14 protein-coding genes are annotated in these 24,491 nt (G+C 48.4%); 9 read left to right on the top strand and 5 right to left on the bottom strand.

The annotated features are described in order from the left end of the window. Positions 1–73: 73 nt before the first annotated feature. A complete protein-coding gene (locus EKK48_26980) occupies positions 74–721 on the top strand; it encodes an NAD(P)H-dependent oxidoreductase (GenBank protein RTL36004.1) in 648 nt (215 codons plus the stop codon). Here EKK48_26980 and EKK48_26975 read toward each other — a convergent pair. The 3 genes from EKK48_26975 to EKK48_26965 all read right to left on the bottom strand — a co-directional run bounded on the left by EKK48_26975 (position 718) and on the right by EKK48_26965 (position 6,395). Then, the gene (locus tag EKK48_26975) at positions 718–1,758 is read right to left on the bottom strand and encodes an ion transporter (GenBank protein RTL36003.1); all 1,041 of its coding nucleotides are present in this window, start codon (positions 1,756–1,758) and stop codon (positions 718–720) included. The genes EKK48_26980 and EKK48_26975 overlap by 4 nt on opposite strands. Before the next feature lie 105 nt (positions 1,759–1,863). Further along, complete coding sequence (locus EKK48_26970; GenBank protein ID RTL36002.1) at positions 1,864–5,859, bottom strand: CHAT domain-containing protein; 3,996 nt, start codon at positions 5,857–5,859, stop codon at positions 1,864–1,866. Between the two features lie 140 nt (positions 5,860–5,999). Beyond that, positions 6,000–6,395 (bottom strand): hypothetical protein, encoded by a 396-nt coding sequence (locus EKK48_26965; GenBank protein RTL36001.1) that lies wholly within the window; start codon positions 6,393–6,395, stop codon positions 6,000–6,002. A gap of 120 nt (positions 6,396–6,515) precedes the next feature. On the opposite strand from EKK48_26965, the gene EKK48_26960 reads away from it, so the two are divergent. The 8 genes from EKK48_26960 (at position 6,516) to EKK48_26925 (ending at position 19,218) form a co-directional block, all read left to right on the top strand. Then, a complete protein-coding gene (locus EKK48_26960) occupies positions 6,516–8,015 on the top strand; it encodes a hypothetical protein (GenBank protein ID RTL36000.1) in 1,500 nt (499 codons plus the stop codon). A 71-nt stretch (positions 8,016–8,086) separates the two neighbouring features. Further along, positions 8,087–8,707: a hypothetical protein gene (locus EKK48_26955; protein ID RTL35999.1), complete on the top strand. Its 621-nt coding sequence runs from the start codon at positions 8,087–8,089 to the stop codon at positions 8,705–8,707. A 123-nt stretch (positions 8,708–8,830) separates the two neighbouring features. After that, on the top strand, positions 8,831–9,736 hold the full coding sequence (locus tag EKK48_26950) for a PE-PPE domain-containing protein (GenBank protein ID RTL35998.1): 906 nt from the start codon (positions 8,831–8,833) through the stop codon (positions 9,734–9,736). 194 nt (positions 9,737–9,930) lie between these two features. After that, positions 9,931–11,331: a hypothetical protein gene (locus EKK48_26945; GenBank protein RTL35997.1), complete on the top strand. Its 1,401-nt coding sequence runs from the start codon at positions 9,931–9,933 to the stop codon at positions 11,329–11,331. Positions 11,332–11,469: 138 nt separating this feature from the next. Beyond that, entirely contained in the window at positions 11,470–12,942 is a 1,473-nt protein-coding gene (locus tag EKK48_26940; protein RTL35996.1) for a WG repeat-containing protein, read from the top strand. A gap of 909 nt (positions 12,943–13,851) precedes the next feature. Next, positions 13,852–14,832 carry a DUF4240 domain-containing protein gene (locus tag EKK48_26935; GenBank protein RTL35995.1) on the top strand — a complete coding sequence of 327 codons (981 nt, stop codon included), beginning with the start codon at positions 13,852–13,854 and terminating at the stop codon, positions 14,830–14,832. 176 nt (positions 14,833–15,008) lie between these two features. After that, positions 15,009–17,555 (top strand): tetratricopeptide repeat protein, encoded by a 2,547-nt coding sequence (locus EKK48_26930; protein RTL35994.1) that lies wholly within the window; start codon positions 15,009–15,011, stop codon positions 17,553–17,555. A 145-nt stretch (positions 17,556–17,700) separates the two neighbouring features. Further along, positions 17,701–19,218 (top strand): hypothetical protein, encoded by a 1,518-nt coding sequence (locus EKK48_26925; protein ID RTL35993.1) that lies wholly within the window; start codon positions 17,701–17,703, stop codon positions 19,216–19,218. A 58-nt stretch (positions 19,219–19,276) separates the two neighbouring features. On the opposite strand, the gene EKK48_26920 is transcribed toward EKK48_26925, so the two are convergent. Then, on the bottom strand, positions 19,277–22,660 hold the full coding sequence (locus EKK48_26920) for a hypothetical protein (GenBank protein RTL35992.1): 3,384 nt from the start codon (positions 22,658–22,660) through the stop codon (positions 19,277–19,279). Positions 22,661–22,981: 321 nt separating this feature from the next. Next, positions 22,982–24,475: a peptidase S10 gene (locus tag EKK48_26915; protein ID RTL36172.1), complete on the bottom strand. Its 1,494-nt coding sequence runs from the start codon at positions 24,473–24,475 to the stop codon at positions 22,982–22,984. Positions 24,476–24,491 lie beyond the last annotated feature (16 nt).

Raw genomic sequence — 24,491 nt, 5'->3', positions numbered from 1 at the left:
GCCTGGACCTAATGAAGACCTTGTAGCCGATTTGCTAACATCAGTGGTCTGGAACTTTTGGAGGCACGCAGACATGACGGTTACGCAGAAAGAGAATTTTGACCTTGTAAATAGCTTAAATTGGCGCTACGCGACCAAGAAATTTGATTCCAGCCGAAAGCTTGATGCTGCTGTATACAAGCAATTGGAGGATGCTCTGCGGCTCAGTGCCTCTAGTTTTGGGTTGCAGCCATGGAAGTTTGTCGTGGTCACAGACCCGAAGATTAAAGCGCAAATGCCTGCATTTTCGTGGGGACAAACTCAACCGGAAGAGTGCTCTCATCTTGTAGTAATCTGCCGCATCGCCGAATTGACCGAACAGTACATAGATAAGTATGTAAGCCATATTGCAGGTGCGCGCGGTGTACCAGTGGAGTCGCTGGAATCTTACGCAGGAATGATGAAAGGATTTCTTCAGCGACCTGGCGATAAGACTCACTGGATGGAAAAGCAGTGCTATATCGCTCTCGGCACTCTGTTGACTGCAGCAGCGGCGTTAGGTGTTGATGCCTGTCCGATGGAAGGTTTTGACGCAGAGGCGTATGACCGTATTCTGGGCTTGCCGGAAAAAGGTTGCCATTCCGTTGTGGTTTGTCCGCTTGGGTATAGAGCGGCTGACGATAAATATGCGCAGCTTGCGAAGGTCCGATTCGATGCCGATGACGTTGTAATTCGCGTTTAGGATTTGTCGGTAAATCGGCGTGTGAACAGACTCAACTCGGTCTCTAGCTCGAGTTTGTCTGGCACTTGTGGGCGCTGCTCTGTAGCGTCTGTGATGCCGCGCTGGGTGTTTGATGCGGTGTGCACATCTTGACTCGCGCTAGGGGCTGATACCGTAACAGGTGCTAGCAAGCTGAAGCCGCACATTCTGCAAAATACTGAATCACGATCGTGCGATTTCTCTCCACAGTTTTTGCACGTGCTGACAGGGTTTGCTGATTGGTGCAATTGTACAGAGACGATGCCGGTCGGTACTGCGATTATCGCGTAACCGAGCATCATTACTATGCAGGAAAGCAGCTGCCCGAGCGGTGTTTTGGGTGACATGTCTCCGTAGCCGACCGTGGTGAGTGTGACAATCGCCCAATAAATGCTGATTGGAATATTTGAGAAACCGTGTTCTTCACCTTCAACGACATACATCAACGCTCCGACTATGACGACTATCGCGACGATTGCTGCAGCAAACACAGTAATTTTCGGCAGGCTTAGCTGAAGCGCACGCTTCAACGTTTCAGCTTCGTGCAAAAATCGTGCCAGTTTCAGAATACGGAAAATGCGCATCAAGCGCAGAATTCGCACGATCATTAGATAGTGTGCATCGGCGGAGATCAATCCGATATATGTCGGCAGAACGGAGAGTAAATCAACGATGCCGAAGAAGCTAGTCGCATATGCCCAACGATTCGGCGCGCAGATGAGACGCAGTATATATTCGACGGTGAATATGGCTGTAATTGCAATTTCTGCGGTAAGAAATAGGTCGCCGTACTGCACGCGCAGCGAGTGCACACTGTTGAGCATAACGGTAACAACGCTGGTCAGAATTACCGCGATCAACACCAGGTCGAATGCTCGACCCATGCGTGTGTTTGATTCGAAGATTGTTTTGTAGAGCGCTTCGCGCCAGCCAGCCGGGGGCGCAGCAATGTTTGATGACACGGTGGTTACTTCAGGTTTCCGATTTGTGGTGGCTATTGTAAGGCCGCTTCGTGACATGTCAATGACAATGTAAGTACTATGAAGGTGTTGTCTGTACAAGTGTTTCTAAGCTTTCAAAAGGCTTGCAGAAACTTGCAAAAGGCTTTCAAAAAGCTGGAGCGGTTACCAACCGAGCCCATCGTAAATCCAGCCAGCCCAGTAGAACGGATGTTTCCACTGCCCGCTTGGGTTGTTGCGAACAGCTTGCTGTGCAGTTCTAAGCGCCATAGCCGGTGGCATTGGATTGGTTTTACTCCACAGGTTGAGGTAAAACTGCTTCATGAGTTCGCGCGTTGCATCGTCGTCTACTGGCCAAAGCGACATCACAACGCCTTTTACACCAGCTCCGATTAACGCTGCACGCAGCCCCATTACTCCCTGACCGTCATAACCTTTACCTCTTCCAGTATTGCAAGCGGAGAGGACGACCGTGCGACAACCACTCAAATCTTGACCGACGAGTTCTTCCGCTGTGAGATGATCGTCAGCGTCATTATTGGTGGAAGAGCTTGTGCCGTCACTTGCGGGCGCCACCAACAGACCAGACGACAGCAATGGATCCCTCTCCATCAAGAACGAGTTGTTGCTTACTTCTCCAGAACTCGCGCTGGCTATCTCCCTGGACACCCGCTTTTGACTGCTTCCAGGTGTGCCGGTGCCTGTTCCTATCCCTGCTGCTGACGCCGATCCTGCCGCTGCACTTCCCACTGCTGCTGCCGCCGATCCTGCAGATGCACTTCCCGCTGTACTGACGCCAGACGAAGCTGAGGCTAGTGTTGTAGTTGTCTGATTAAAAAATCCGTGTGTTGCAATATGAGCGAATGATGATTTCCCCAGGTTCTCCAGCAGAGCCGCCTTGGTTGCGGCGCCACCTGTCAATTCGGTAAGTTGATATCCCTGGTTTTTGACTAATCCTTCTATTTCTGAAACTTCTTGCTTCGTTCCGGGCAGGAAAAGCGCCTTGTTTGCAAAATCGATCCCGCCCACCAGAAGCACATTATTTTGAGTGTTCTGCGCAACTCTGGTTAAGCTCTCTTTCAATGAAATGAACGCCCGAGGACTATCGACCTGGGTCAGCAGCAAATTGTCTGCATGCGCGTTTTCCAGCAATACGCTCCATGGCAAAGTTGATAACTTCGAGTCTGGACATAACCACACTTTCCTCACGTTAGCCGGAATCGCCGCTTTTAGTGGCGTCCAAAGTTTATCGCTGACTGCGGTGCAAAGGACAGCAGGTGACCCCGTTGGTGTGTTCGCGGTAGCGGCGGTGTCGAATTTTAAATCGCGTACGGAACCGCCTGGAGCTGCCATGGACTGCACCCATTTGTTTATAGCGTCGTCAATGAGTGCTGCGTTTGAGAGACTTACGACTTTGACACCACTGGATTTGGTGACAACGAATGCGGCGTAAGCAGGACTGCCATCGTCGAATCTATGATAGTGAACTATATCTACAAAGGCTTCGTCGTCCGTCAACATATTGATGAAGTCTTTGCTGGTTTGTTGGAGCACTGTGTCGGCTTTGTCATCGGCTTTTCTTCGAAGCGCCAGCTTTCGTTCTAGTGCTTCCTTTTCCAAGGTCAAAGCTGCAACCGCTGAAGCATCTGCCGATTGAGTAGATGATTTTGAAAGTTGGTTTCTGATCTTTCTTAGCTGGTTGAGTGTGGCAGCGTCACCGGCTGAATCGCCGCTTGAGCGTCGCACAGAGTCGACCAATAAACCTTGCCACTGCATCAGGTATTGAAATGTTTTAGATGCTGAATCATTGTTCGATGCGTATGTTAACAACGGATCAATTTGATCGCCGATGCAGGTTACGAATGCGCATTGCTGCGCAAATGAAATTTGTGGAAAAACTGATTTCAGATATTTATCCAGTTTTAGACAAGCAAGTTGTACAGCTTGTGCTGACTGTCCGCCGGAAGCAGCTGAGCACTTCGCTAGCTGGTTGAGATCATTGACCATTCCTAAGATGCCAGAGGTGGCGGTATCATCATCGCGATACAAGTTGTATGCTCTGCGAAAGTGCATGTCGGCATCAGAATATTTCTTCGACGCGATCGCGATATCTCCGAGCATATCGTGTGCGCGTGCTAATTCGATTTCGCCTAGATAATTTCTATACGTGCTGTTTGATAGCGTTGTGACAGCAGTCTCAATGATTTTTGTTGCTTCCGCCGTTTTCGTTTCTAGCAGGAGAATTTTGGCGAGTTCGAGATAGTCGCGCTGTATCTGAGCAGCCGAGGGACGCCATTTCAGTGGTGACGTAAGTTGGCGTGCATACGATTCTGCCGCAGAAAGTTCGCCCCGCTCCACGCATAAATCTGTAAGCAGTTGAATACAGCTAAGATTGAAGGGCGAGTTCTTGTAGTACTCCGGACCTTGAGCTTCGATGAATAGTGATTCGGCTTGTTTCGCTTCCGACCAGGCACTGGTCATATCACGTTCTCTGAAACTAAGCGAAGCACGTGAAAGCGCTGCCGTTGCCATGTTCAGCACATTGTGTTGTGATTTTGCAAACTCGAATGATTCGTCATAAATGACCCGGGCTTTACCGAATTTGCCAAATAATTCGAACAAAGTCGCGAGGTCATACAACTCCGCGCCTCCTTTCGATTCGGTATCATATGCGATATCAGCTATTTCTAGTGCTTCGGTTCGATGGTCTTTGCCCGCCGCGCCGAGCAGATATGCCAGCCTCGTCATTGCAAACTGCCATGTCTTGAGTTTCGTGCTTCCGACTTTGTTCAACTCCTTCCAGGTTTTGTAGGAGTCCAACGCCGGTTGGGCAAATTCTCCACCAAGCGATGCCAGGCGGAAGGCCATCAAATATTGGTCATGAGCAATTTCTGGAGAAACTGGTCCCGCGAGTTTCGTTCTTATCGCTATAGCTTGCTTGAGCATTGGAATTACGGGCTCATTCCGCACTGGAAAAGCCTGGAACGACACACAAATGTCTTCCAGAAATTTTGCGTAGGCAATAGAATTCGGCTCGATCTTCTTCTGATTTTCGGCTATGCACAAATGAATATCGGTAGCCTTGAAATATTTTTTGTAAGTGGCAAAGCAGGTTTTATTCTGGAGCAGCAGCAGATTATCTAGAAAAATGTCTTTGGTGATTTGGAACTTGTTGTCTTTGAGCGCGGTGTTGTAGCACTGTTCCGCTTCATCCAGTTTTCCCAGCACCACAAGCACGCTTCCGAGGTCTCGCAGGCGCTCTGCTTTTCGCTCATCACTGGCTTCAGGGTCGGCTGTTAGAATTGCAACCGCAGCGCGATACTCCTTTTCTGCATCAGGATAGCGCTTCTGGTAGTAGTAAACATTTCCAAGTTGATAGTGGAAATCTGAGTTGACCGGCCGCGCCGATAATGTGGCTTTTGCCATTATGTCTAAGGCTTTCAGGAGAACGGTTTCGGCGGCCGGTAGATTATCTTGCAGGTAATAACAGTTTCCTAGCGATTCGTACGATTTGGCTAATTCTTCCGGATCTTTGAGTCTCTCTCTAATTGCAATTACTTTCTTGTATGATTCAGCGGCCTTTTTATACTCTTGTTTTTGTTTCAGTACATCTGCAAGAAGTGCCTGAGAAACGACCGAATCATCACTTGTGCCGAGTTTTGTGAGCGACTTGTTGAGGACCTTTTCGGCTTCGATGTAGTGTTCTTCGTTCAGGTACGAATTCGCCAGACCTTCCAAAGCAAAACGGTACATCTTCTTGCACCCTGCCAAAATCTGAGCCTGGTTGTAGCCTGCCTTGCTCAAATTCGCAGTGTGCGGCGGATTGACTTCCGCAATCTCGATGGCGCGCTTGCCTGCCTTTTCTGCGTCATCGCGGCGGTTGGTCCATGCATACAAATTCGCCAGATTCACAAGTGGATAAACGATTTCGATGTTATCTCGATCCGTTTCGCCAAGTTTGCTCACCAGAGGTTCCAGTTTCTTTATCGCGGCATCGTAGTTTCCGTGCTCGCTGTCCTGGTCAGCAAGTGTGCATGTGTGTTGCCACCACAATTGGGGCTCATTCTGCGCGCATAGTGGCGTGATTGTGCCTAGAACGATCGTCGCGGCAAATACGATCGCTAATACTGGACTAAGTGAGTTTTGGTGGTTTCTTTCCATTGACAAGCTGAATTGACTGATCAGCCTATTGTATATGCATTGGACGGTATGACGGTGAGCCTGATTTGACAATCGCCGCGCAGTGTTCTTTTGACCGCTTTCAGGAAAAGATTAAATCGGAAGAAATCGATCGTGTTGGCTCAAAGATTATTCCCGTCCACCTCAGGACCCCGCTCCTGTTCTTGTTTGGATTCATGCATCTCAGTCTTAATGAACCGCACTGTTTCTGTGCTCAGCTTTCGGAGCGCGCGTAAGTACGCTCTGCCCCCAAAGAATGCGATCGGCGGAACCAGGATGATTAGCGCCAGAATGGTCGGAATTGGAGTCACGAGCATTGCAATGTGGAAAAAAGGAGAGCCGAGACCAACGATGAAGACCACTCCTATAACGATCCACATGAGTGTATCGTAAATTACCGAAACGACTATTGAGAAAACGACGAAAGGGGCGTAAAAGGGTCTCGGAATGATCGCCTTAAGTTCAGGTCGAGCAAGACTATTTGTCTGATCCGCAGATTTGTCTGGAAGTGATGGCATAGATCTCTTTTATGCCCTTCCCCGGTGAACCTGATGCATCCAAAGCACAGATAATTCGTTCATTCCGTGCTTCTGCCGGGCATAATGGCTGCACTGTGAATCGGATAAGGAGTAACTCCAGTGCCATTGGATTGCACCCTGCCACTTGTCGAGCTCCGCGAAGCATTTTGCGATCTCGATCAAGCTCCGGAAGATGATGCGGTACAGTCCGTCCTGCATCTTATTGAGGAATCCATTGGGTTTGCGCGCCTTGTTGTTAACCTGCAAAAGAACAATGACAGGTTGATTAGCGTCGATTTGTCATCCTATCCGTTTCGAGAGACTGCCGATTTTTTCAGTCGTATCTCATTCGCAGACCTGCCTTGCGCTGACGGCCCATGTGAGAGATGGTCGTTGCCTATGCCGGAAATCATAATCGATGAATTGCGAGAAATGGCGCCGATTTTTGCCGCGGAAACGAAACGACCCGAGCTTATCATCGTTGGCGTTTTGGGACTGAACCGGCTGTTCAACGACTTTCTGCGCGAGGTTGAACACAATAAGCAATTTGTTGCGATTCGAGGTGCGACTCGCGATATTTATCGTTGTCTTACGTCGCCGCCACTGAATTACAACCAGGCTTTGCGCAGACGCCTGCGCGCACCAATCAAGACTTTCGCCGCGAAAGTTTACGATGACAACGATAGTGCTAGCATCATGCAGTTCGAAGTTCGCTACGACGATTTGCCTATAGTCCAAGTCGTAGATTCTATCAGCGACTCTCGGAAGCTGGAGTTTGGTTGGGATTCTTTGCTTAAACCCTCTTACAGCAAGATTCGCGGCGTTTCATGGCGAACCACTCCGAGCACGAATATCCAACCGCAGAACCTGCAGGAGGTTCTCTGTTTGATCCCGAGCCGTATTGATTCAATGTCATTTTCGGCAAAACTACAGCAGAAGACAAATCTCGCAGACACTGCAGCAGGAGTTATCGATGACACACTTTGTTTCCTGCGCAAGTTCGAGCAATTGAAGAAGCATAATCTCAAATTGGCTCTGGTCAACACTTATAGAACGCCTCACGAGATTTATGAGGAAGATTTTGCAGAGAGCATAAACCGCTCCCTGGAGATACTTGTGTCTTTCGATAAGTATCTGGAAAAATTTATTGAGGAGCAAAAGAAGTCGCCGAATCCTTACGATACTGATGGCTGCCGTTATATCTGCGAGTCCAAACTCGAGGAGGCCCGCCGTGAGCAGATTGAAATCAAAGTGGAATTGCCGAAGCACATTGTCGACGAGTTGGAAAGCTACGCACACTATGTTCCTGTGCCGAGAGAGCGCATCGACCTTGTCATCGCCGGATTGGTCTCATTGTTTGCTTCTGCCAGGTCTACGCTGCACAAACAGCGCATCAACGCCTTAACGAAAAAGGAATCAGGATATAGACTGGCGATTCGTGGGCTGCAGAATGATATTGAAAAGTTTGAATCGGCTTGTGCACATCTGTTGCGTGATTTTGGAAACGTCCGAGTGGTAGATGGCGGAAACTCTTCGGAATTGATGAAGGCGTGGCCCGCCAATGCACCGCATCCAATTGATGTTCCTGTATATATTGAGCGTGACGATTATTTGTTATGAAAGAATCGCTCGAATGTGTCAAAATTTCGAGGAGAATAGACGGATTCAATTAATTCAGCGAGGTCAAGCACATGCAGCATTTATCCAGAAGACGGCAAGATATGTTTGGAATGCTGCTAGTTTCTGCGCTGTGCCTCTCAGCATCTGCCGGAGCTTCGGCTCAGGGAACCGCACAACCTTTTAGTTGTGGAAACGGAATACAAGCCAGTGTCGAATCTAATTCCGGCGTCGATAGAAGATATACGGTTGGAAAAACTGGAAAAGTTATACAAGTAATTGCATTCGGCTCTGATATATCGACGGGCGGAATGGATGTTCGCAATCTAAGGCAGCCAAACAGCTTTCGTGGATTGTCCGTCTATTTCATTGAAAGCCTCGGGCGGACACGCGAGCAGGTTACGACACAATTTTGCTTTTCCGATAAAGACGGAGATTTCACAGTCACGCGGGAGTTGAAAGACTACCAAACGCAGATAATGAGAGATGGTTGGATTCTTGGTTCTGTTGATGCGATCGAGCTTCCGCCTCGCGCCACCGGCGCTACTTTGAAGCGATACACGCTGACATTCAAGTCGATTCTGCGCACTAACCTGATTAGATTTGGGGATGTGCTCTTGTCAGGCGATGATGTAGGACAACTTTTGACCGAAAACGCTGGTTGCGCCGGCGGTGCTTCGTGCAATCCTCGATGAACGATTACCTCAGCTGAAAACTTCTCTGGCCATACCGATATTTGTCACAAAATTATCCTGATTTATTCCGGTATTTGTTGTTAGAGTGACTGACAATTCGAGGATTTGTAAGTCGCACAGCAAATGCAAAAGGTATTCCTGCTAAAGTTTTTGGTGCTTGTTTCAGCGATGAGCATGCTTATATTGCCGCACTATTGCGCAGTGTCGGCACAGGCTGCGTATGCGCAGAACGTGTCGCCCTTGACTCGCCTCATTCCTGCGTCGGCGACTGTTCTGACGCTCACCGGACTGAACTTCAATTTGATAAATTACATGCCCGAGGTTTTTCATGGGCGTTTCTCTCGGTCGCCATATCGTATGTATCAGGTGCGTTATCCCGCGAGCATAAGTCCGCAAACGATTACGAAAGGCGTTGCTGCGCTGGATGCTGCATTGCGCTCCACGCCCGGTCCAATTATCGTTTTAGCGCACAGTCAGGGCGCGCAGGTCGCCTCTCATTGGATGCGACAGCACGCGAATGATTCTTCCGCTCCGCCGCCCAGTAGAGTGACTTTTATCCTCCTTGGGAATCCACTGCGCGCATGTGGCGGCCGCGGTATCGGTCAGCGCGAATTTGGTGGCACTATTGGTAAACCGACACCAACTACAACACCCTGGACGGTGATAGATGTAGCCAGAAGATACGATGGCTGGGCAGATTGGCCGACGGACGAGAACAATCAATTAGCAGTTAAAAACGCGAATATCGGAAGGCGGGTCTACCATATTCACTACGACGAAGTCGAACTCTTCGACCCTGCACATACTGTTTGGCAAAATGGCAATACCACTTTCGTGCTGACGCATGAGACTCTGACTCTCTTTCGTGGTCTGTCTCAGCCTCCTGGATGGGCTGAACGTGCGGCAAGCGCATATGTCGAGTCGGCTTATAACAGACCGTCTAACGATCCCAGAATTTCACCGCTTCCGATTCAGAAGGGCGACACGCTCTGGTACTGGAAGTTGCGGCGTTGGGGCGTGCCACTCTAATAGTCGCTCGCTAAGCGCTTTAGCGCGTCGGTACATGGCTTTAACAACTCCGAAACAGGAAGCTGTCTTTATTAAGTCCATGGATGCACTGCGTCCGCTTACTAGACAGTTTATTCACATCCGGACCAGGCGCAGAACACGACTCTGGGTTCGCGCGGTAGCATGCCGATTCTAATTTAAGCGAGGAATTTACTATGGGTGAAGGTTTCGAATCGAGCCGCAAGTTCACGAAAGAGGCTACTCAAGAGAATCGTGAACGTTCAAGTTTTCAGCAAGATGATAATTCGCAACCCGCTCACGGTGCCAGAGCACAGAAGTCCGTTTTGCAATCGGAGAACAAGCGCAAAGAGAATTCGACCAAGCAATATCTGCAACCTTTTGAAATCGTTGATAGTAAGAGCCGAGAAGGTCACGGACAAATTGGTAACACTGAACAAGTTCCGGATAAAGACAAAAGTCCAGACCGCGACAAAAGCCAAGACAGTGAAAATCGACCTACGGATGCTTTGGGCAGTAGCGACATGAAGCGCTTGTACGAGAAAAACAAGGGTCTCATTGATACCGATAACGATGGCTTTATTACTAAATCTGAAATCGAACAGGCTACTGCCAGCCAATTATTCAAGGGACAAGATGCACAGTTCGTAAGTGTTTTGAAAGGCAATTTGGAAAAAATTCAAACGCTCAGTGACGATGAATTTGGCTTTGAAAACGATGGCGTTACTTCGAAAGATATCGATGCGTGCAACGAGATGGTTAATCGCGCTGACCAAACTCAGGCGGAAAAAGACTTGATTGGTGGCATTGACGCAGCCTTTTGGCAGACCGGTCAAAAACTCAAAGATGCAAGTCATGAGTTGTTTGCTGATCAAGAAAATCCATTGAATAGCATTACTTTTGACGCCGTAACTCAGGGCGGTATTGGAGACTGTTACTTTGTTTCAGCGTTGTCGTCCCTGGCCAGGAACAACCCGCAGGCTATAAAAGATATGATCAAGGACAACGAAAACGGAACCTACACAGTTACTTTCCCGGGCGATCCGACTCATCCGGTCACGATTGATGCACCGACTGATGCAGAAATGAGTTTGTACGCATCAGGAAACAAGGGCATTTGGCCGTCTGTAATAGAAAAGGCTTACGGCAAATACTACGATCAAAATAAGACCGTATCTCAAGATGGCGTGCCCAATGGTTCCATGCTCCACGATGGCGTCCGAATTCTCAGCCCGAGCGGAGTCGACATCGATTTAATATCGTATTCGTCTTCATCCGAAATCGATGCAAAGTTGCAACAGGCAATCAAAGATGGGCAACCGGTCACAGTAGGCATCAATGGGAATATTCTGTCGTTAATCAAATCGGGCTATGATAAGACTGAACAGGGGTTGCAGAGAAAGCACGAATACAGCGTTGAAGACTACGATCCAGCCACCAAAACTGTGACGATTAGAAATCCATGGGGGCGTGGGGAACCTGTCGATGCTGACGGCAAACCCCGAGATGGTAAAGATGATGGTGTTTTTACTATGAGCCTGGACGAATTTCAACGTACATTCAGTGATGTGGCTTATGGACAGAAAAAATCGTCTTGATTATTGTCGGCTGAAGTGGTCTTATTGAAGCAAGGTGAGTTGCATATACTGGAATTGGACATTTGTGACGCGGATAAGTGATCGCAGTCTCTGATATAAGTGTTATTTCCCTTATTCTTGCGCCAACGGAACAAATTCATGGATAAATATGGATACATCAACACCAGAGGTGAGTTTGTTGTCGAGCCGCAGTTTATCAATGCTACCGAGTTTGTCGATGATTTTGCGGTAGCGGAACTTCCGCACAACAAAGCGTCAGAACCAGCTATGGCAGTCTGTTGCGTAAATACGCACGGGCACGTCGTGCCGATTCGGAATTTACGTGTTCACTCGCAAACTGCAGAGGGTCTCTTTGAAGTTGGTAAAGACGGCGAACCGAAAGGTTTTGCAGATATTGAAGGAAATATTCTTGTTCCGCCAAAATACGTGCGTGTATCAGCCTTTTATCAAAATCGCGCTGTCGTCATGAAGTCGCGAAGTGTTCCTCACCCCGGACAGTCGTATTCATTCGATCTGATATTGATCGATAATAGAGGTCGCGAATTACGCAATCTTGGCTTGAGTCACCTGCGCGACGAATATTGGTCCGACGGCTTGCTGCGCGTTGACGAGGGTGAAAGGACATGCTACGTCGATCCTGATGGAGAAATCGTAGTTCGTGCGCCTGAACATTACAGCGGCGACTTCAGTGAAGGGCTGGCCAGCTTTATGTTCACTATCGACAAGCAAAGGTATCACACGCAACAGGGATATTTTGACAAGCATGGTCGCGTTGTCATTCCGCCGACGTTCGATTCTACTTACAATTTCAGCGAAGGATTGGCGGGTGTTAAAAAGAATAATCGCTGGTTTTTCATTGATAGGGAAGGAAATGTCGCGATCACGCTTCCTGAAGATTGCGCTGACGTGCGAGAATTTCGACACGGTCTTGCCGGCGTAGAACTCGGTGCCGAACTGGTTCGTGACGAAACCAATAATTGCTACCGGCACCAGGGTGGAAACTGGGGCTACATAGACCGTACCGGCAAAGTTGTTATTCAACCTGCGTTTATCGAAGGAATGAATGCTCGTTTGCACTTCGGTGTCGAGGGTCTCGCTTGTGTTGCTGTCAAATCCGATGACATGAACGAGCGGCTATTTGGATTCATCGATCGAACCGGCAAGTTCGTTATTGAGCCGCAATTCATCGAGGCTACCCACTTTAGTTCGGGATTAGCTGCAGTAAAAGTAATAGTTCCGGGTTTTGATCCCGCTGATTGGCGTGACTGGGAATTGATTCGGGAGATTCCATGTCGCGGCGAAGCTCTGCAGAAATTTTTCGAAGATTATCCTGTTTACGGCATGACCCGTGGCGAGGTGCATGATTTGCTTGGTTCAGGGGCGGGGAAGAAGTATCCGATCGAGCAATTCCCGCCGACTTTGGTCAACGAATCACGCGGCTCGGTTCTTAGTGTGGAAGCTTATGGATTTGATTTTGAGACCGAACCGCTCAGACCTGGGTTCGATTTCGAGATCTTGTATGCCGATGATCGAGTGGCAGGTTGGCGGATTGCTTGCGAGGATTACACTCCGCTATTTAATACAAGCGGCAGATGGCCGAAGGTTGGATGATGGACTTTCCGAATTACTAAGTGTTGGCTTCACGGAGGTCTTGTCGCCAGTTTCCTCCTGAAATAACATTGGATGTGCGCGAAGTAAGCGCTTCAAACTGATAGGTTCTGTGGGCGAATGAATTAGCGAGAATGTCGGAACAAGAGCGTAAGAAAAAGCTGAGAGATGTTGAGACACGGTTGAAGGCGCTCTCAATCAAACCTGCTTCGTTCGATCAGCTGTTGATGGCAGAGCGTGCAGAGCAAGCTCGGTTACTTTGTCACGAAGCTTATCGGCTATACGATCGTCGTCTGGGGCGAGACGACTAAGAAGCGGTCTGGAAAGAAGCGGCAGCGCTGTTCCGGCAAGCTACGGACGAAGCTTATCCTCCGGGCTTCTGGGAGTCATTTGCGAAACTCAAGAAGGGCGATTCTCGTGGTGTAAAGCCGGCGATAACTTTTCTAGAGAAAGACCCGTGGTTCTTTGGTTCTGGATATGTGAAGGCGGATCTCCTGCGTTTTATCCGAAAGCATCCACTATCGAATGATGATGCGCAAAGAATACGGGCTGTTGTGATCGCGGCGGTTAAACTGCGGGATCGGCGTGAATTCAAATACTATTGCCGAGTGGCTAGATACGTTGATTCGTCTGAGTTTCAAGCTGACCTGGAAGCTCTTTCGCGTCACCCTGATGCCGATGTTCAGCGGCGTGCGCGTTGGGTAATCTCCGCTACTTCGCAAAAGATTTCTTTTTGACTCGTAGAATCAATACATCGCTACATTTTAGTTCAAGTGCATCATCGATTCAGCTCCTGCTTGATGGCTTCTGCCTCCGCTGTTTGTTTTGCATCGGTAAGCACTTCCGCGTAATTCATCAGTACTCATGTTTATGTGGGATACTTGATCGTTAACGAACTTGAGCAACTCTATTATGACGTCTGCGCCGCTGCTGTCTATAATGATACGCCATACTCGTCACGGAGGATGGAACCGACATGAAGCAGCCATTCAAAAAGACATCCAAAAGAAGCTCAACGATCTGCTCTGTTTTGAAGAATTGGGACTAACTCGATACAAAGAAATTCGATTGAAGATTGAGTTTAGTGATCGAGATGGTGCTATTAATTGCGGACCCTTGAGTTGCAGAAGAGAGCTGCTTTGTGCAAAGGTCGAGCGAGATTGGCGAGATAAAACGGATAGCGATTTCAGCGAAATGGAAGCTTTTATCGGTGAGAGCGTTTCTCTGCTGCTGCTTGGCTTGGCTGTTAAACTTGAGCTTGCGATTGATCTGTTGTTTGAGTCATTACCAGCGATTCTTAATGGTTTATCAAAGGAAAAATTGATTGCATTGCAGGATTCTGCACGAGCCGCAGTTGCAGTGTCCGACGCAGGTTCGATGACAGAGGAGATCTTCTGGCAACTTGTGGAGAAAACTCGTGACACTAATATCAGCGTTCATGCCGAGAATCTGTTGCAAGCTTTGACCGAGCTGAACCCAGGCGAAATAATTGATTTTGCAATAATTCAGAACCGAATGCTCGCCAGGGCGTTCAGGTGGGACTTGTGGGCAGTGGTTTACATCGCATACGACGGTTGTTCCGACGATTCATTCGAGTCATTTCGCGCTTGGATGCTGTCACTTGGCCAGAAGAACTTTCATCGAAGTCTGGGGGATCCACAATTCTTAGTCTCGCAGTTAAGTGAGATTTTGCCTTCCTTGGAACCGTTTGAGGAGGACTTCCTGATGACGGTAGCCACTGCCTATGAAGAGAAAACAGGGTGGAGTGTTGCGGATGTTTTGTCCAGAGATGAATTGTCCTTCGATACTGAGATAACTGGGCAAAGCTGGGATGAAGATAAGGTGTGCTTGCAATTCCCCTCTATCTGTAAAGGGCTTAATCATCAACACTAAATTGTGATTTTTAGCTGTCTGTTGCCGTAGGGATTTGCGATAACCGTGCTAATTGGAACTGACCGGCGCGGGCATTAAGGAGACAGAATTATTGTCCGGAGGCGTCTGACTCAGCAGTTTCTATTTCGCGCTAAAATCTATAGTCATCGTGGTCTGTTCCTTTCAGTCAGGTTTCTATGAGATCCCATCGTTTTCTCGCTGCTTTTCTAGCACTTTCTTTCTCTGTGGCTCAATATCCAGTTTTTGCTGCAGATTCAATGCAATCAGCCGCAGCTGAGAGCGAAGCTGCCCACGTTAATCCGATTGAAAAGCCGTTTCAGCTCGATAGTCTTATCGTCAGTGCTCAAACCAATTACCAGCACGGGCGCTATAAAGATGCCATTCAGTTGTTCGAGCAAGCGCAAAAATTCCCTGGCGAGAAAACGAGCTATCAAGAGGCTCAGATTTCTCTTGGGCTAGCCGAAGCGTACAGGTCGTCTGGTCGCTACAAAGAGGCTGAAGCTCTTTTCAAAAGCGCTATTGCGCAGGCTGAAGAATCTGACAAAGGGCACCTTAACAAGAAATACAAAGCAGGAAAGAAGCGCGCTAGCGATTTAATTCCGGCGATGATGAGCGACTTGTCTGTTCTGTATCTGGACCAGAGCCGATTTCCGGAGTGTGAGCAGATTCTGAATAGCTCGATCGCAATCGCTTTGAAGAAGGTCGGACCCAAAAACATAAATCTAGCCCTGCCGTACAACGGCATGACTCGCTTGTACATCAAATGGGGAAAACTTAGCGATGCCAAAGAGATGAACGACAAAACGATGGCGTTGTTCACCACTCCTGCGTCCAGGGAGAATTGGCTGTACGCATATACGGCTTTCAATCTTGCGCAAATTCTCAATGAGAAGGGGAAATACAAAGAAGCAGAAGCGTTGTACAAAGCAACTTTGCTTGGCATTCAGTCACTCGTAGGTTTTGAGCATGAGTATGTTGCGATAGCGCAAGAACCGCTTGGCGAGTTGTATCGAAAGGAAGGCAGATTTGCTGAAGCAAGAAAAGCGTTCCAGAATGTGCGCAAAATTCGTGCTGCAACTTTAACGAAGGAACATCCGGAATATGGAAAAGTTTTACTCGATCTCGCCTTGCTCGCTAGAGATGAGGGGCGCTACGTAAAAGCTCAAGAACTCTGTCAGCAAGCGACTAAAGTGATTGAGCGCGCTCTAGGTAAAGAGAACGTAGAAATTTCGAAATGCTGGATCACACAAGCTTCAATTGCTCGCTATCAGGGACGATACAGCGAAGCGGAAGAATTGGCGCGGAAAGCCCTGCAACTCGACGAAAAACTTCTAACTGCAGACCATCCGTCTATTGCGCATGACGAAGTCGAACTCGCGAATATTTTGGCTGACGAACGGAAGTTCGATGAGTCTGAAAGTTTGCTGAACAAGGCGCTGAAGATAAGCAAAGAGAAGCTTGGTGCGGACCATCCTGATATAGCATTGACTGTGCATAGCCTGGCAGACGTTTATTTTGCGCAGAAAAATTACGCAAAGGCTGAAACAATGTTTCGTGATGCGCTGGCGCTCGCACAAAAAACACTCGGATCAGACAACGTCCAAACGATCAACGATCAGCGATCGTTGTGTGATGTGTTGGTGGCTCAGAAAAAATACGATGAAGCTGAGCCATTGTCGAAGAGCATATTGAGCGCGGATGAAAAGCTTTTTGGGAAGAAGAGCCCGCAGGTCGCCGGCGATTTGGAATCACTCGCAACCTTGTATCGAAAGCAGAATAAGAATGATCTTGCCGAGCCGTTACTCAAGCAATCTCGCGAAATTACGGCTGCGCTACCCGGTGGATCTGCTGTGCAGAGCTATACATCCGCCACATTGTCCGGCACATCCAACGACAAATCGGTTTCTGACAAATGGGCTCTTTTGATCGGTATCAGCAACTTCAAAGATTCAACCATCAACTTGAAGTACGCTGCGAAGGACGCGACTGACTTTAAAAATTTCCTGGTCGGTCAGGAAAATTTCGCGAGTGATCACGTGAAGTTGTTGACTGATGCGAATGCCACCAAAGAAGAGATCATATCTAAGCTTGGTGATGGATGGCTCGGAAAGCATGCTAAGGAAAACGATCTTGTTGTCGTCTATGTTTCAAGCCATGGCAGCTCGTCTCAGGAAGATGTCGGGGTCAACTTTCTGGTCGCGCATGACACAGATAAGATGAAGCTCGTTTCTACCGGACTGCCGATGCAGTGGTTGACGAAGATTATTCAGGAGCAAGTTCACAGCAAGCGAGTCGTAGTCATTCTCGACGTTTGCCATAGCGGTTCGGCCGGCGATGAGAATAAGAAGGCGGCAGATGACATCGATGATGACGATGATACCGGTGCTGGTGACTCTTCCAGCAAGGGGCTGCTGCGAACTGCAAAATTGGATGCAGGCGGTCTGAAGGTCGGCAGCGGGCAAGTTATTCTCTGCTCTAGCCTGGCGGACCAGGTCTCATGGGAATCGAAGAATTATCCCAACAGCGTATTCACACGGCGCCTGATCGAATCGCTTCAGTGCAACGGCAAGGGCACTACTCTGAACCAGGCTTTCAATCAGCTAAAGACTTCTGTCGGCGCCGAAGTTCTCAGTGACCGCGGCATGGTGCAGACTCCAGACTTGTTCAACAAAGCATGGACTGGCGGCGACCCTGTGCTTGCTGTTCCTGTTGGGAAGAAGTGAGTTGAGTTTTTGGGACTACTGGTTAAATGCTGTATTGAGCTTTCGGCTTCCATGCGCGAAGAAGTTTGCATGATGCACTTTCTAGGATTAAGTGAAGAATATCTTGGGACTGATATAGAAAGAGTGACTGACAAAGAAAGAGCCAATGAAGTATCAAGAACTTATCGCGCAAGTTCGCGCTGATCCCTGCGACTCCAACTTTGCAGCGATGCGGTGCTGGCTGGATAAACGACAGAAGGATAGCCCGAGCGTCTACGATGTTCTTTTCGCTTTCATAGAGATGAAACCCGAAGCTGAGACATTTCAGTGGTTTGAGTTTTGGCTTGAATCGCGTGAATGGTTTTCGTTGGATTCCCTTGTTCATATTAGAAACGTAAATTGGCATGAGTGGCTGATTAACTACGGTGCAACTCATCCTCGTAATCCACACATTGTCAGTTTGTGGAAGAATTTTTTGATCAGCTTTAAGTATCAGTCGCTCGTCGAAGCCGCATCGGATTGGTTGGTTGATTTCGGTAGCGGTAAGGATTCAGTCCTGATAGCTGAATTGTTGCTTCCAATGACAAAAGCTGCTGCTGTGCAGCAAAAGTCCGTTGAATTATTACGAGAATTTCCGAGTGAATTTACTGTTTCTACTTTGATAAAACACATAGGTGATGAACAGTCCATTCAGCTTGGGCTCGAAATCATGAATGCGACATCAACTGATACAGGTGTCTTCGCAGCAGCTGCTCTTTTGGAAAAAGATGATTTAAAATATGGGGCTGCAGTGCAGCAGTGGCTTCTAGATCGATGGCATGAAAAATATACTCCATTCGCGCTGGGGCACTTAATGGATGTGTCACCTCTTGTGGTGGCGCCACTTGCCTTGAAGTGGATTGATGAGCATCCGAACTCAAAGAAAGCATCAAGAATTCTTTCAACTGGCGTCACGCTCAAACCATCCCCTGAGTTATTCGATCTGATTTGGCGGTGGTTGGAACCACGAACCTCGAAACGGTATAGCCCGGAGATACTTACCGTGCTGTTCTCTCACTGGGGGCGTTTCGAAACACCAGCAGGCGCACTCGTTTTTGCGGACGCCTGGCTGAAACGGAACGAGGGGCATGGATATTATGAGAGCATTTTGCTTGGTGCCATCGGTGAAGGTAGTACAGAGTTTCGCATCGACCTGGCACGACGGTGGCTTGCATCGCGATCCGATGCTTTGAAGGGTCACATGTTAATGAACCTAAGGCGCAGAGCTCCAGAGTATTTCACCGACGAGGCGCTTGACTGGGCTTATCGGAATCCAGACGAAATTGAAACTCAAGTAATTAAGTATGAATATTTTAGAGACACTAAAAACGACAGAGGCGTTACCGTTGAGGAGATAGAGGAATTTGTCGATTCCAATCTTTTTTCGAAAGAGCACCTTTGTGAAAAGGTTCGCCTGAAAGACGAGCAGGCGATTGCATGGGCGAAAGCTCTTCTCAAAACTCCTCGGATAGAGCTTAAATACTCTGAATCGACAAAGTGCAGGAACGCGCCCATTCTGTTTGCTTTGTATCAAGCTCTGCCGACTGACGCGGATGTGCTCGCGGAGATCGAGCGTTGGTTCGACAGTGAGGAGAGCGTTTGTGATGAGCACCTTGATATGATGCGAAAGGCTGTCGGGCGGTAATACAAACTAAGTCAGGATAACCAGGCGGCCAGATTGAATTGATAATGCAACTCGAAGGTCATGGTCTGTCTACTCCAACGTACCTGAGTTTGGCCAGACTTTGAGCCTCGGAAGTCTTTCCGAGCTTTTCCAGTGCCAACAGAAATTCTGGACCAGCTTGACGCACCGCAAACTCGCCGCTGAAGTACTGTTTGCTAATGTCGTATGCTTGTCTTCCGTAACTCTCGGCTTGTTTAAAGTCGCCTTGTCGATACCTGAAGCCGGACATAGCCGCAAGCGTGATCATCATACGGTCATCGTTGGGTTTGAGCGCTTGTTGCTGGGCCGCTAAGACCTTTGTCAAAATAGTTTCAGCAAACTTTGGGTGCGTTTTCTCTTTCGATCGAGCAATAGATAAGAGCTCCGCTACGCATTCTACAGCGTTGGATCTTCGAAATGGACCCATGCCGCAATGGGAATGCATCATAGACTGATGAACTGTTTCGCCTGTTCTCATATTGCAGAGAAGTAGTTTGTCTAGAATCTGCTGTGCTGATTGTTCGTTTGAATTATTCACTTCGTATTTGAACGAGTCCAGTAGCTGGACTTGTGTTTGACTAGACTCCGGGCCTGTTACCGAAATGGTTTTTTCTAGCGCCTCTCCTAATATACGTTCAGCATCAGCACCTCGGTTAAGTCTCTTCAAACCTTCTGGAAAGTACTCCGATGTAAACGCCATGGCGCCACCACTGGAGAGGTTACCGTCGTAAAGTGAAATTGCACGTCGCATATGCTCAATGGCGCGTTCCACCATTGTATTGTTCAGTTCTTCGTTGGCAAGTAGCGCCCAAAGCCGTGCTGCGTTTGAGGCGTGGTTCCTTTCAGCAAGTTGAGCTGCCTCATTTTTGAATTTTAAGCCCTCAGCCTTGCCTGGTTCTCTACCCGGGCCCATACTGTATGCGCTTAAATTTGCCAGTTTCTGGAGTAGCTGCACTTTTTCTTGACTATTATCATCAGGTGTCATCGATAGTGCTTTTTGATACAACTCATATTTTCGCTTCGATTGTTTCTGGTCTAGCGAATCTGCTAGTTCGGTGCAAATTTTGGCGTGGAGCTGCGGATTCTCTTTTGTCTTTTCAATATTTTCGAATGCCTCCTGTAGTATCTCAGAGGTGCTCGTTAATTCCGGTGTGGACATCGAGCCTCCACCAAGCCAGTGCCTTTTTTCAAGATATTCGGCGGCTTTTTCATAATCTCCTGCTGCTTCTGCGCACTTACCGACGATGTAGCACTCGTTCCGGTTTAGTAGTTTTACTTTTTTGCTTGCTGTTGCTGACGCAATTGCGTACGCTTCTTTAGCGCGATCTGATTCAAGTAACAGTTTTGCGAAAGTAATCTCCATTGGAACTGAACTATCGTTCCACCGATGGCCCGTTTGACTGTTCGGTTTTTCTCTTACTAGTTGCAATGTCTTGATTGCTTCATCGCGAAGGTTTGAGTTCTTGTAGATGCTGCTTAGTTCGATTGCGGTAAAATAGAACGCGTCGTCAATTGGACCTGGAATTGTGATAGCTTCGTGGAATAGTTGTTGCGCTTTCTTGTAGTTCTTTTGTGATGCCGCGATGCAAGCTGCGTCAAGCTTAATGATGTTTTCCCGGGACCGACCAGACTCTTGCTGTAAAACATCCTGCGCGTTCTTGATAAAGAACTCGGCTCGTTCGGGCATCGCTGCGTAGTAATATAAGACTGCTAGTTGCCGGAATTGTTCGCTTAGCGGCTCTTGGCTGTTGCTCTGCTTTGCGAAATTGTTCCAGGCATCGCTCAACGCTACAGTTTTGAGCGACTTAGATTCGTGCATCTTCGATGCGTCATAAAATATCTCAGCTGCAAGAAAGTGTTGAGCCATGGGATTTGCATCTTTTCCGCCAGCTACTTCACGTAATTGTGTCATGGTGGTCTCTGCCATCGAATACCAGCCCCGGTTAGTCATCTGACGAGCAAGGCTGAGGATTGCGCAATAAACATTGAGTTTGCCCGTTGAACTAAGCGGATCGGGTATGTTGTATCGGTAGTGCTGCAGCAGCAGTTTTATGTTTTTCGAGGCAGTATCTTTATCGGCTTTTTCTATCGCTGAGGCAGTGCTGGCAACTGCTGCGCACTCGAGCTGTTGCTCAAGTTTAAGGGGGGTGGGTGAAATTAGCTTTTTGCTTGACTCGACATTCTCCTTGGCCGCCCTGAGGTCACCAGGTTTCGGAAAGTAGACTGGTTGTTTGTCGAGCGCTTCGAGTTGGCTTTTTGAGAGCTTTGATTCGTAGAGAGAGATTCCTTTTTTCAGCGTGAGAGCGGCTTCTGTGAATTCTCCAAGCTCGCTTTCCGTGCAGGCTAGTTCATAAACCCATCTGCAGTATTCGCGCAGTGGACCTATAGCTACTGCACCGGAAAGAGCATCCAAGGGTCTACGTTCCATGTTTGCATAGCTGTCGATTACTTCTAAATGTTTTGCAATGAGCGCCTTTGCTTTTGCCAGATCCCCTGTCTTTCTATAAATGTAGGGCACCCAGAGTGGAGTTTCATTTCCCTGCCATTGGGCTGCACAATTTTGGGTCAGCTCAAAAGCAGCATTGGGGTGCGAACTAACCAGTGTCAGCGCGACCTGACCATAGCAATCTTTCAGTTGGAACGATCTACTATCCCTCATCATCTCTAAAACTTTTGAGCAAAAATCATCCCGGTTTAAGCCAATTAGCAGGTTGATTGCTTGGATGGGTTGAATGTTTTGACTCGTCAGCCATCTCTGATTCTGCTGGTAGTTTTGAAAACATTTTTGTAAGTCAAGGTCACCCTGTTGAAGATTCCCTAGCTGATAGTTTGTGATGGCACTAGCAAATGCGACGATACTGATGCTTTGTTTGGTGGGCGGAAGGCTCTCTGCTGCTTCTCGGATCACCAGACCTTGCGTAGCTAGCGCTTCGAGGTCCAAGCTGTCCTCGACGAACGAGCTGTTCCAATTGCGAGCAGAACGCGCATCGTAGTTCGAGAACAATAATTTGCGTCGATCCCACATTGACGATCGTAAAGGTCGCGTTCGTTTGACTCTTTCTGTTTCAAGCTGACCATCGTAAGTTAGAACTGAAATTTCTACTTCAGAATCGAGTGGACCGTCCAACAGGCTCTCAATCTCGGATTGGTTCAAGTTTATCAGGTTTTTGCGATCGATAGAAACTAGTGTGGAGCCGTGAGAGAAAGATCTGAAACTACTAGTCCCCGTCACTGTATAGCCTAAGTCCGGTACAAGTGTCAGGCGTAGAGGAGCTCTGGCTGGCAGCACAGAATTGTTATCTGGTTCAGCCCTTGTCGCTGCAGTTGTGCCGTAAGTATGAACTACTAAAAGTCCCAATACTATGGCACAACAGATCCATTTTCTGTAGTGTACGTTATAGTCGACAATGTATGATTTATCCATAGTTCCAATCCTACTAGAACTAGGTCGCTTGGTCTCGATTTTATGAGTGTTTTACGCATAGGATCAGGCTATGCTTTGCCTGGTTTGCTCGCTAAGTTCTTACTGTTTATCTGATTTCTTTGCGAGAAAAGGAAATGTGGTGCAACTTGCACACATAAGAATAACGCCGAACCAACCGACTGTATCCGGCACCGAGTGTAGCCACGCAAGCACCCAAAGAGTGGCACCAGTGCCCCAAATCAACCAAGATGCAACGTATTTCGGAGACAACTTACTCTGGTCCTTTGTTTAACAACTGCAGAAGGTTGACGAATTTCTTGCTTATGATAACCACCCTGCCAGATCGTCCTTGAGCTTCTTCATGTCCTTCTCTCTCGTGTACATCATGTGCCCAGCATCGTAATAGTGGTGTTGTACTCGGGCGAGCACATCGGGTGGTGCGTCCAGTTGGGAGAGGGACCAATCTGTTGCACTGTAAGGTGTGCCGAGATCGTAATATCCGCTTGCTACAAAGACTTTAAGATGCGGATTTCGGCGCAGTGCGCGCGACAAGTCAGGACTTGTGCAGGTGAAAGAATTTCCTTTCTCTTCCCCGCGGTTGAAGTTCCACTGTTTGTGTGCGTCCATTGAAAAGATTTCGTATCGGTCATTGGTCTCGATGCCCAATTGCTCAATCATGTATGCGTGTGCCGCCATGGTATAAGGGGCGACGATCGACTCCATGCCGGGGTCGAACTCCCAGTTACGAGTGCGGCTGGCCGCCATCGGACTAATGGCTCGTGCGTCCAATCGACCGACGATCAATCCCTTATCGCGAAGTAAATCGAAGAAGAATGTCTCGTCACTGATACGCAGATTCTTTTCCTCTATTAGCGAAACCGGAAGTCCGGTCAAATCCGACATTCTGGCTGCAACGCTCGCTCGTTTCGACTGAGAGAGTCGAGCGCCGGCGTGAAGTGCATGCAGGTAATCCTCCTCGACAAAACTTTCGGCTGCAGCCCGCGCTGCTTCTGGCGATTCGCCCAGCGGACCGGAAAGTTTTCCATGATACTGTGCAACGCACGCGAAACCCGGGAGGAACAATGAATATGGAAGGTCATTGCGAGGGGCAAAGACGATGCTTTGGAAGTCCATCGCGCATGAGACCAGGATCAAACCTGACAGCGCGATACCTTTGTCGGTTAATTTGTCAGCTAGTGCCGCACCACGCGTAGTGCCATAGCTTTCTCCTGCAAGGAAAATTCTGGAGCCCCATCGGCGGTGCTCGCTGAGCCAGGTTCGAATACATTCAGTGAGTGCATCGACGTCGCCATCAACTCCTAACATCTTTTTTCGGGCTTCTTCACTTGCTGTCAGTGAATAGCCTGTGTGAGGCGGATCGATGAACACCAGATCGAAGTGCTCAAACCATGACCTTTGATTGTCAACAGCCTTGTAGGGCGGCGTTGGCATTTTTCCATCGTCATCGACGACCACCCGCTTGGGACCGAGGGCTCCCAGATGGAGCCAGACGGATGACGAACCCGGACCGCCGTTGAATACAAAACACACTGGACGGTCGGTCGCCTCGGCGTCTTCCATCAAATAAGATATGGTGAAAATTGCGGCTTCAGGCTCGCCTCGCTTTTCGTCGAGCCCGCCTGCGGTGACAGGTATGAAACCGGCAATGGCTTTGTATTTCAACGACTTGCCACCCAGCTTGATGCTGCCTTTGCTTTTCCAGTTATCCTGACTGAGCAGCTTATTGACTTGTTCTTTCAGCCGCTTTTTAGCGTCGTCGTCTGTCGCCGTTGCCGCAGTTGTTTTCTCGCTCATCATCGCCTCTCTGTTG

The sequence above is a fragment of the Candidatus Melainabacteria bacterium genome, from assembly GCA_003963305.1.
Classification (GTDB): Bacteria; Cyanobacteriota; Vampirovibrionia; order Obscuribacterales; family Obscuribacteraceae; genus PALSA-1081.
The sequence above is the reverse complement of the archived record's forward strand: the minus strand, read 5'-3'. Positions and strand labels throughout refer to the sequence as shown.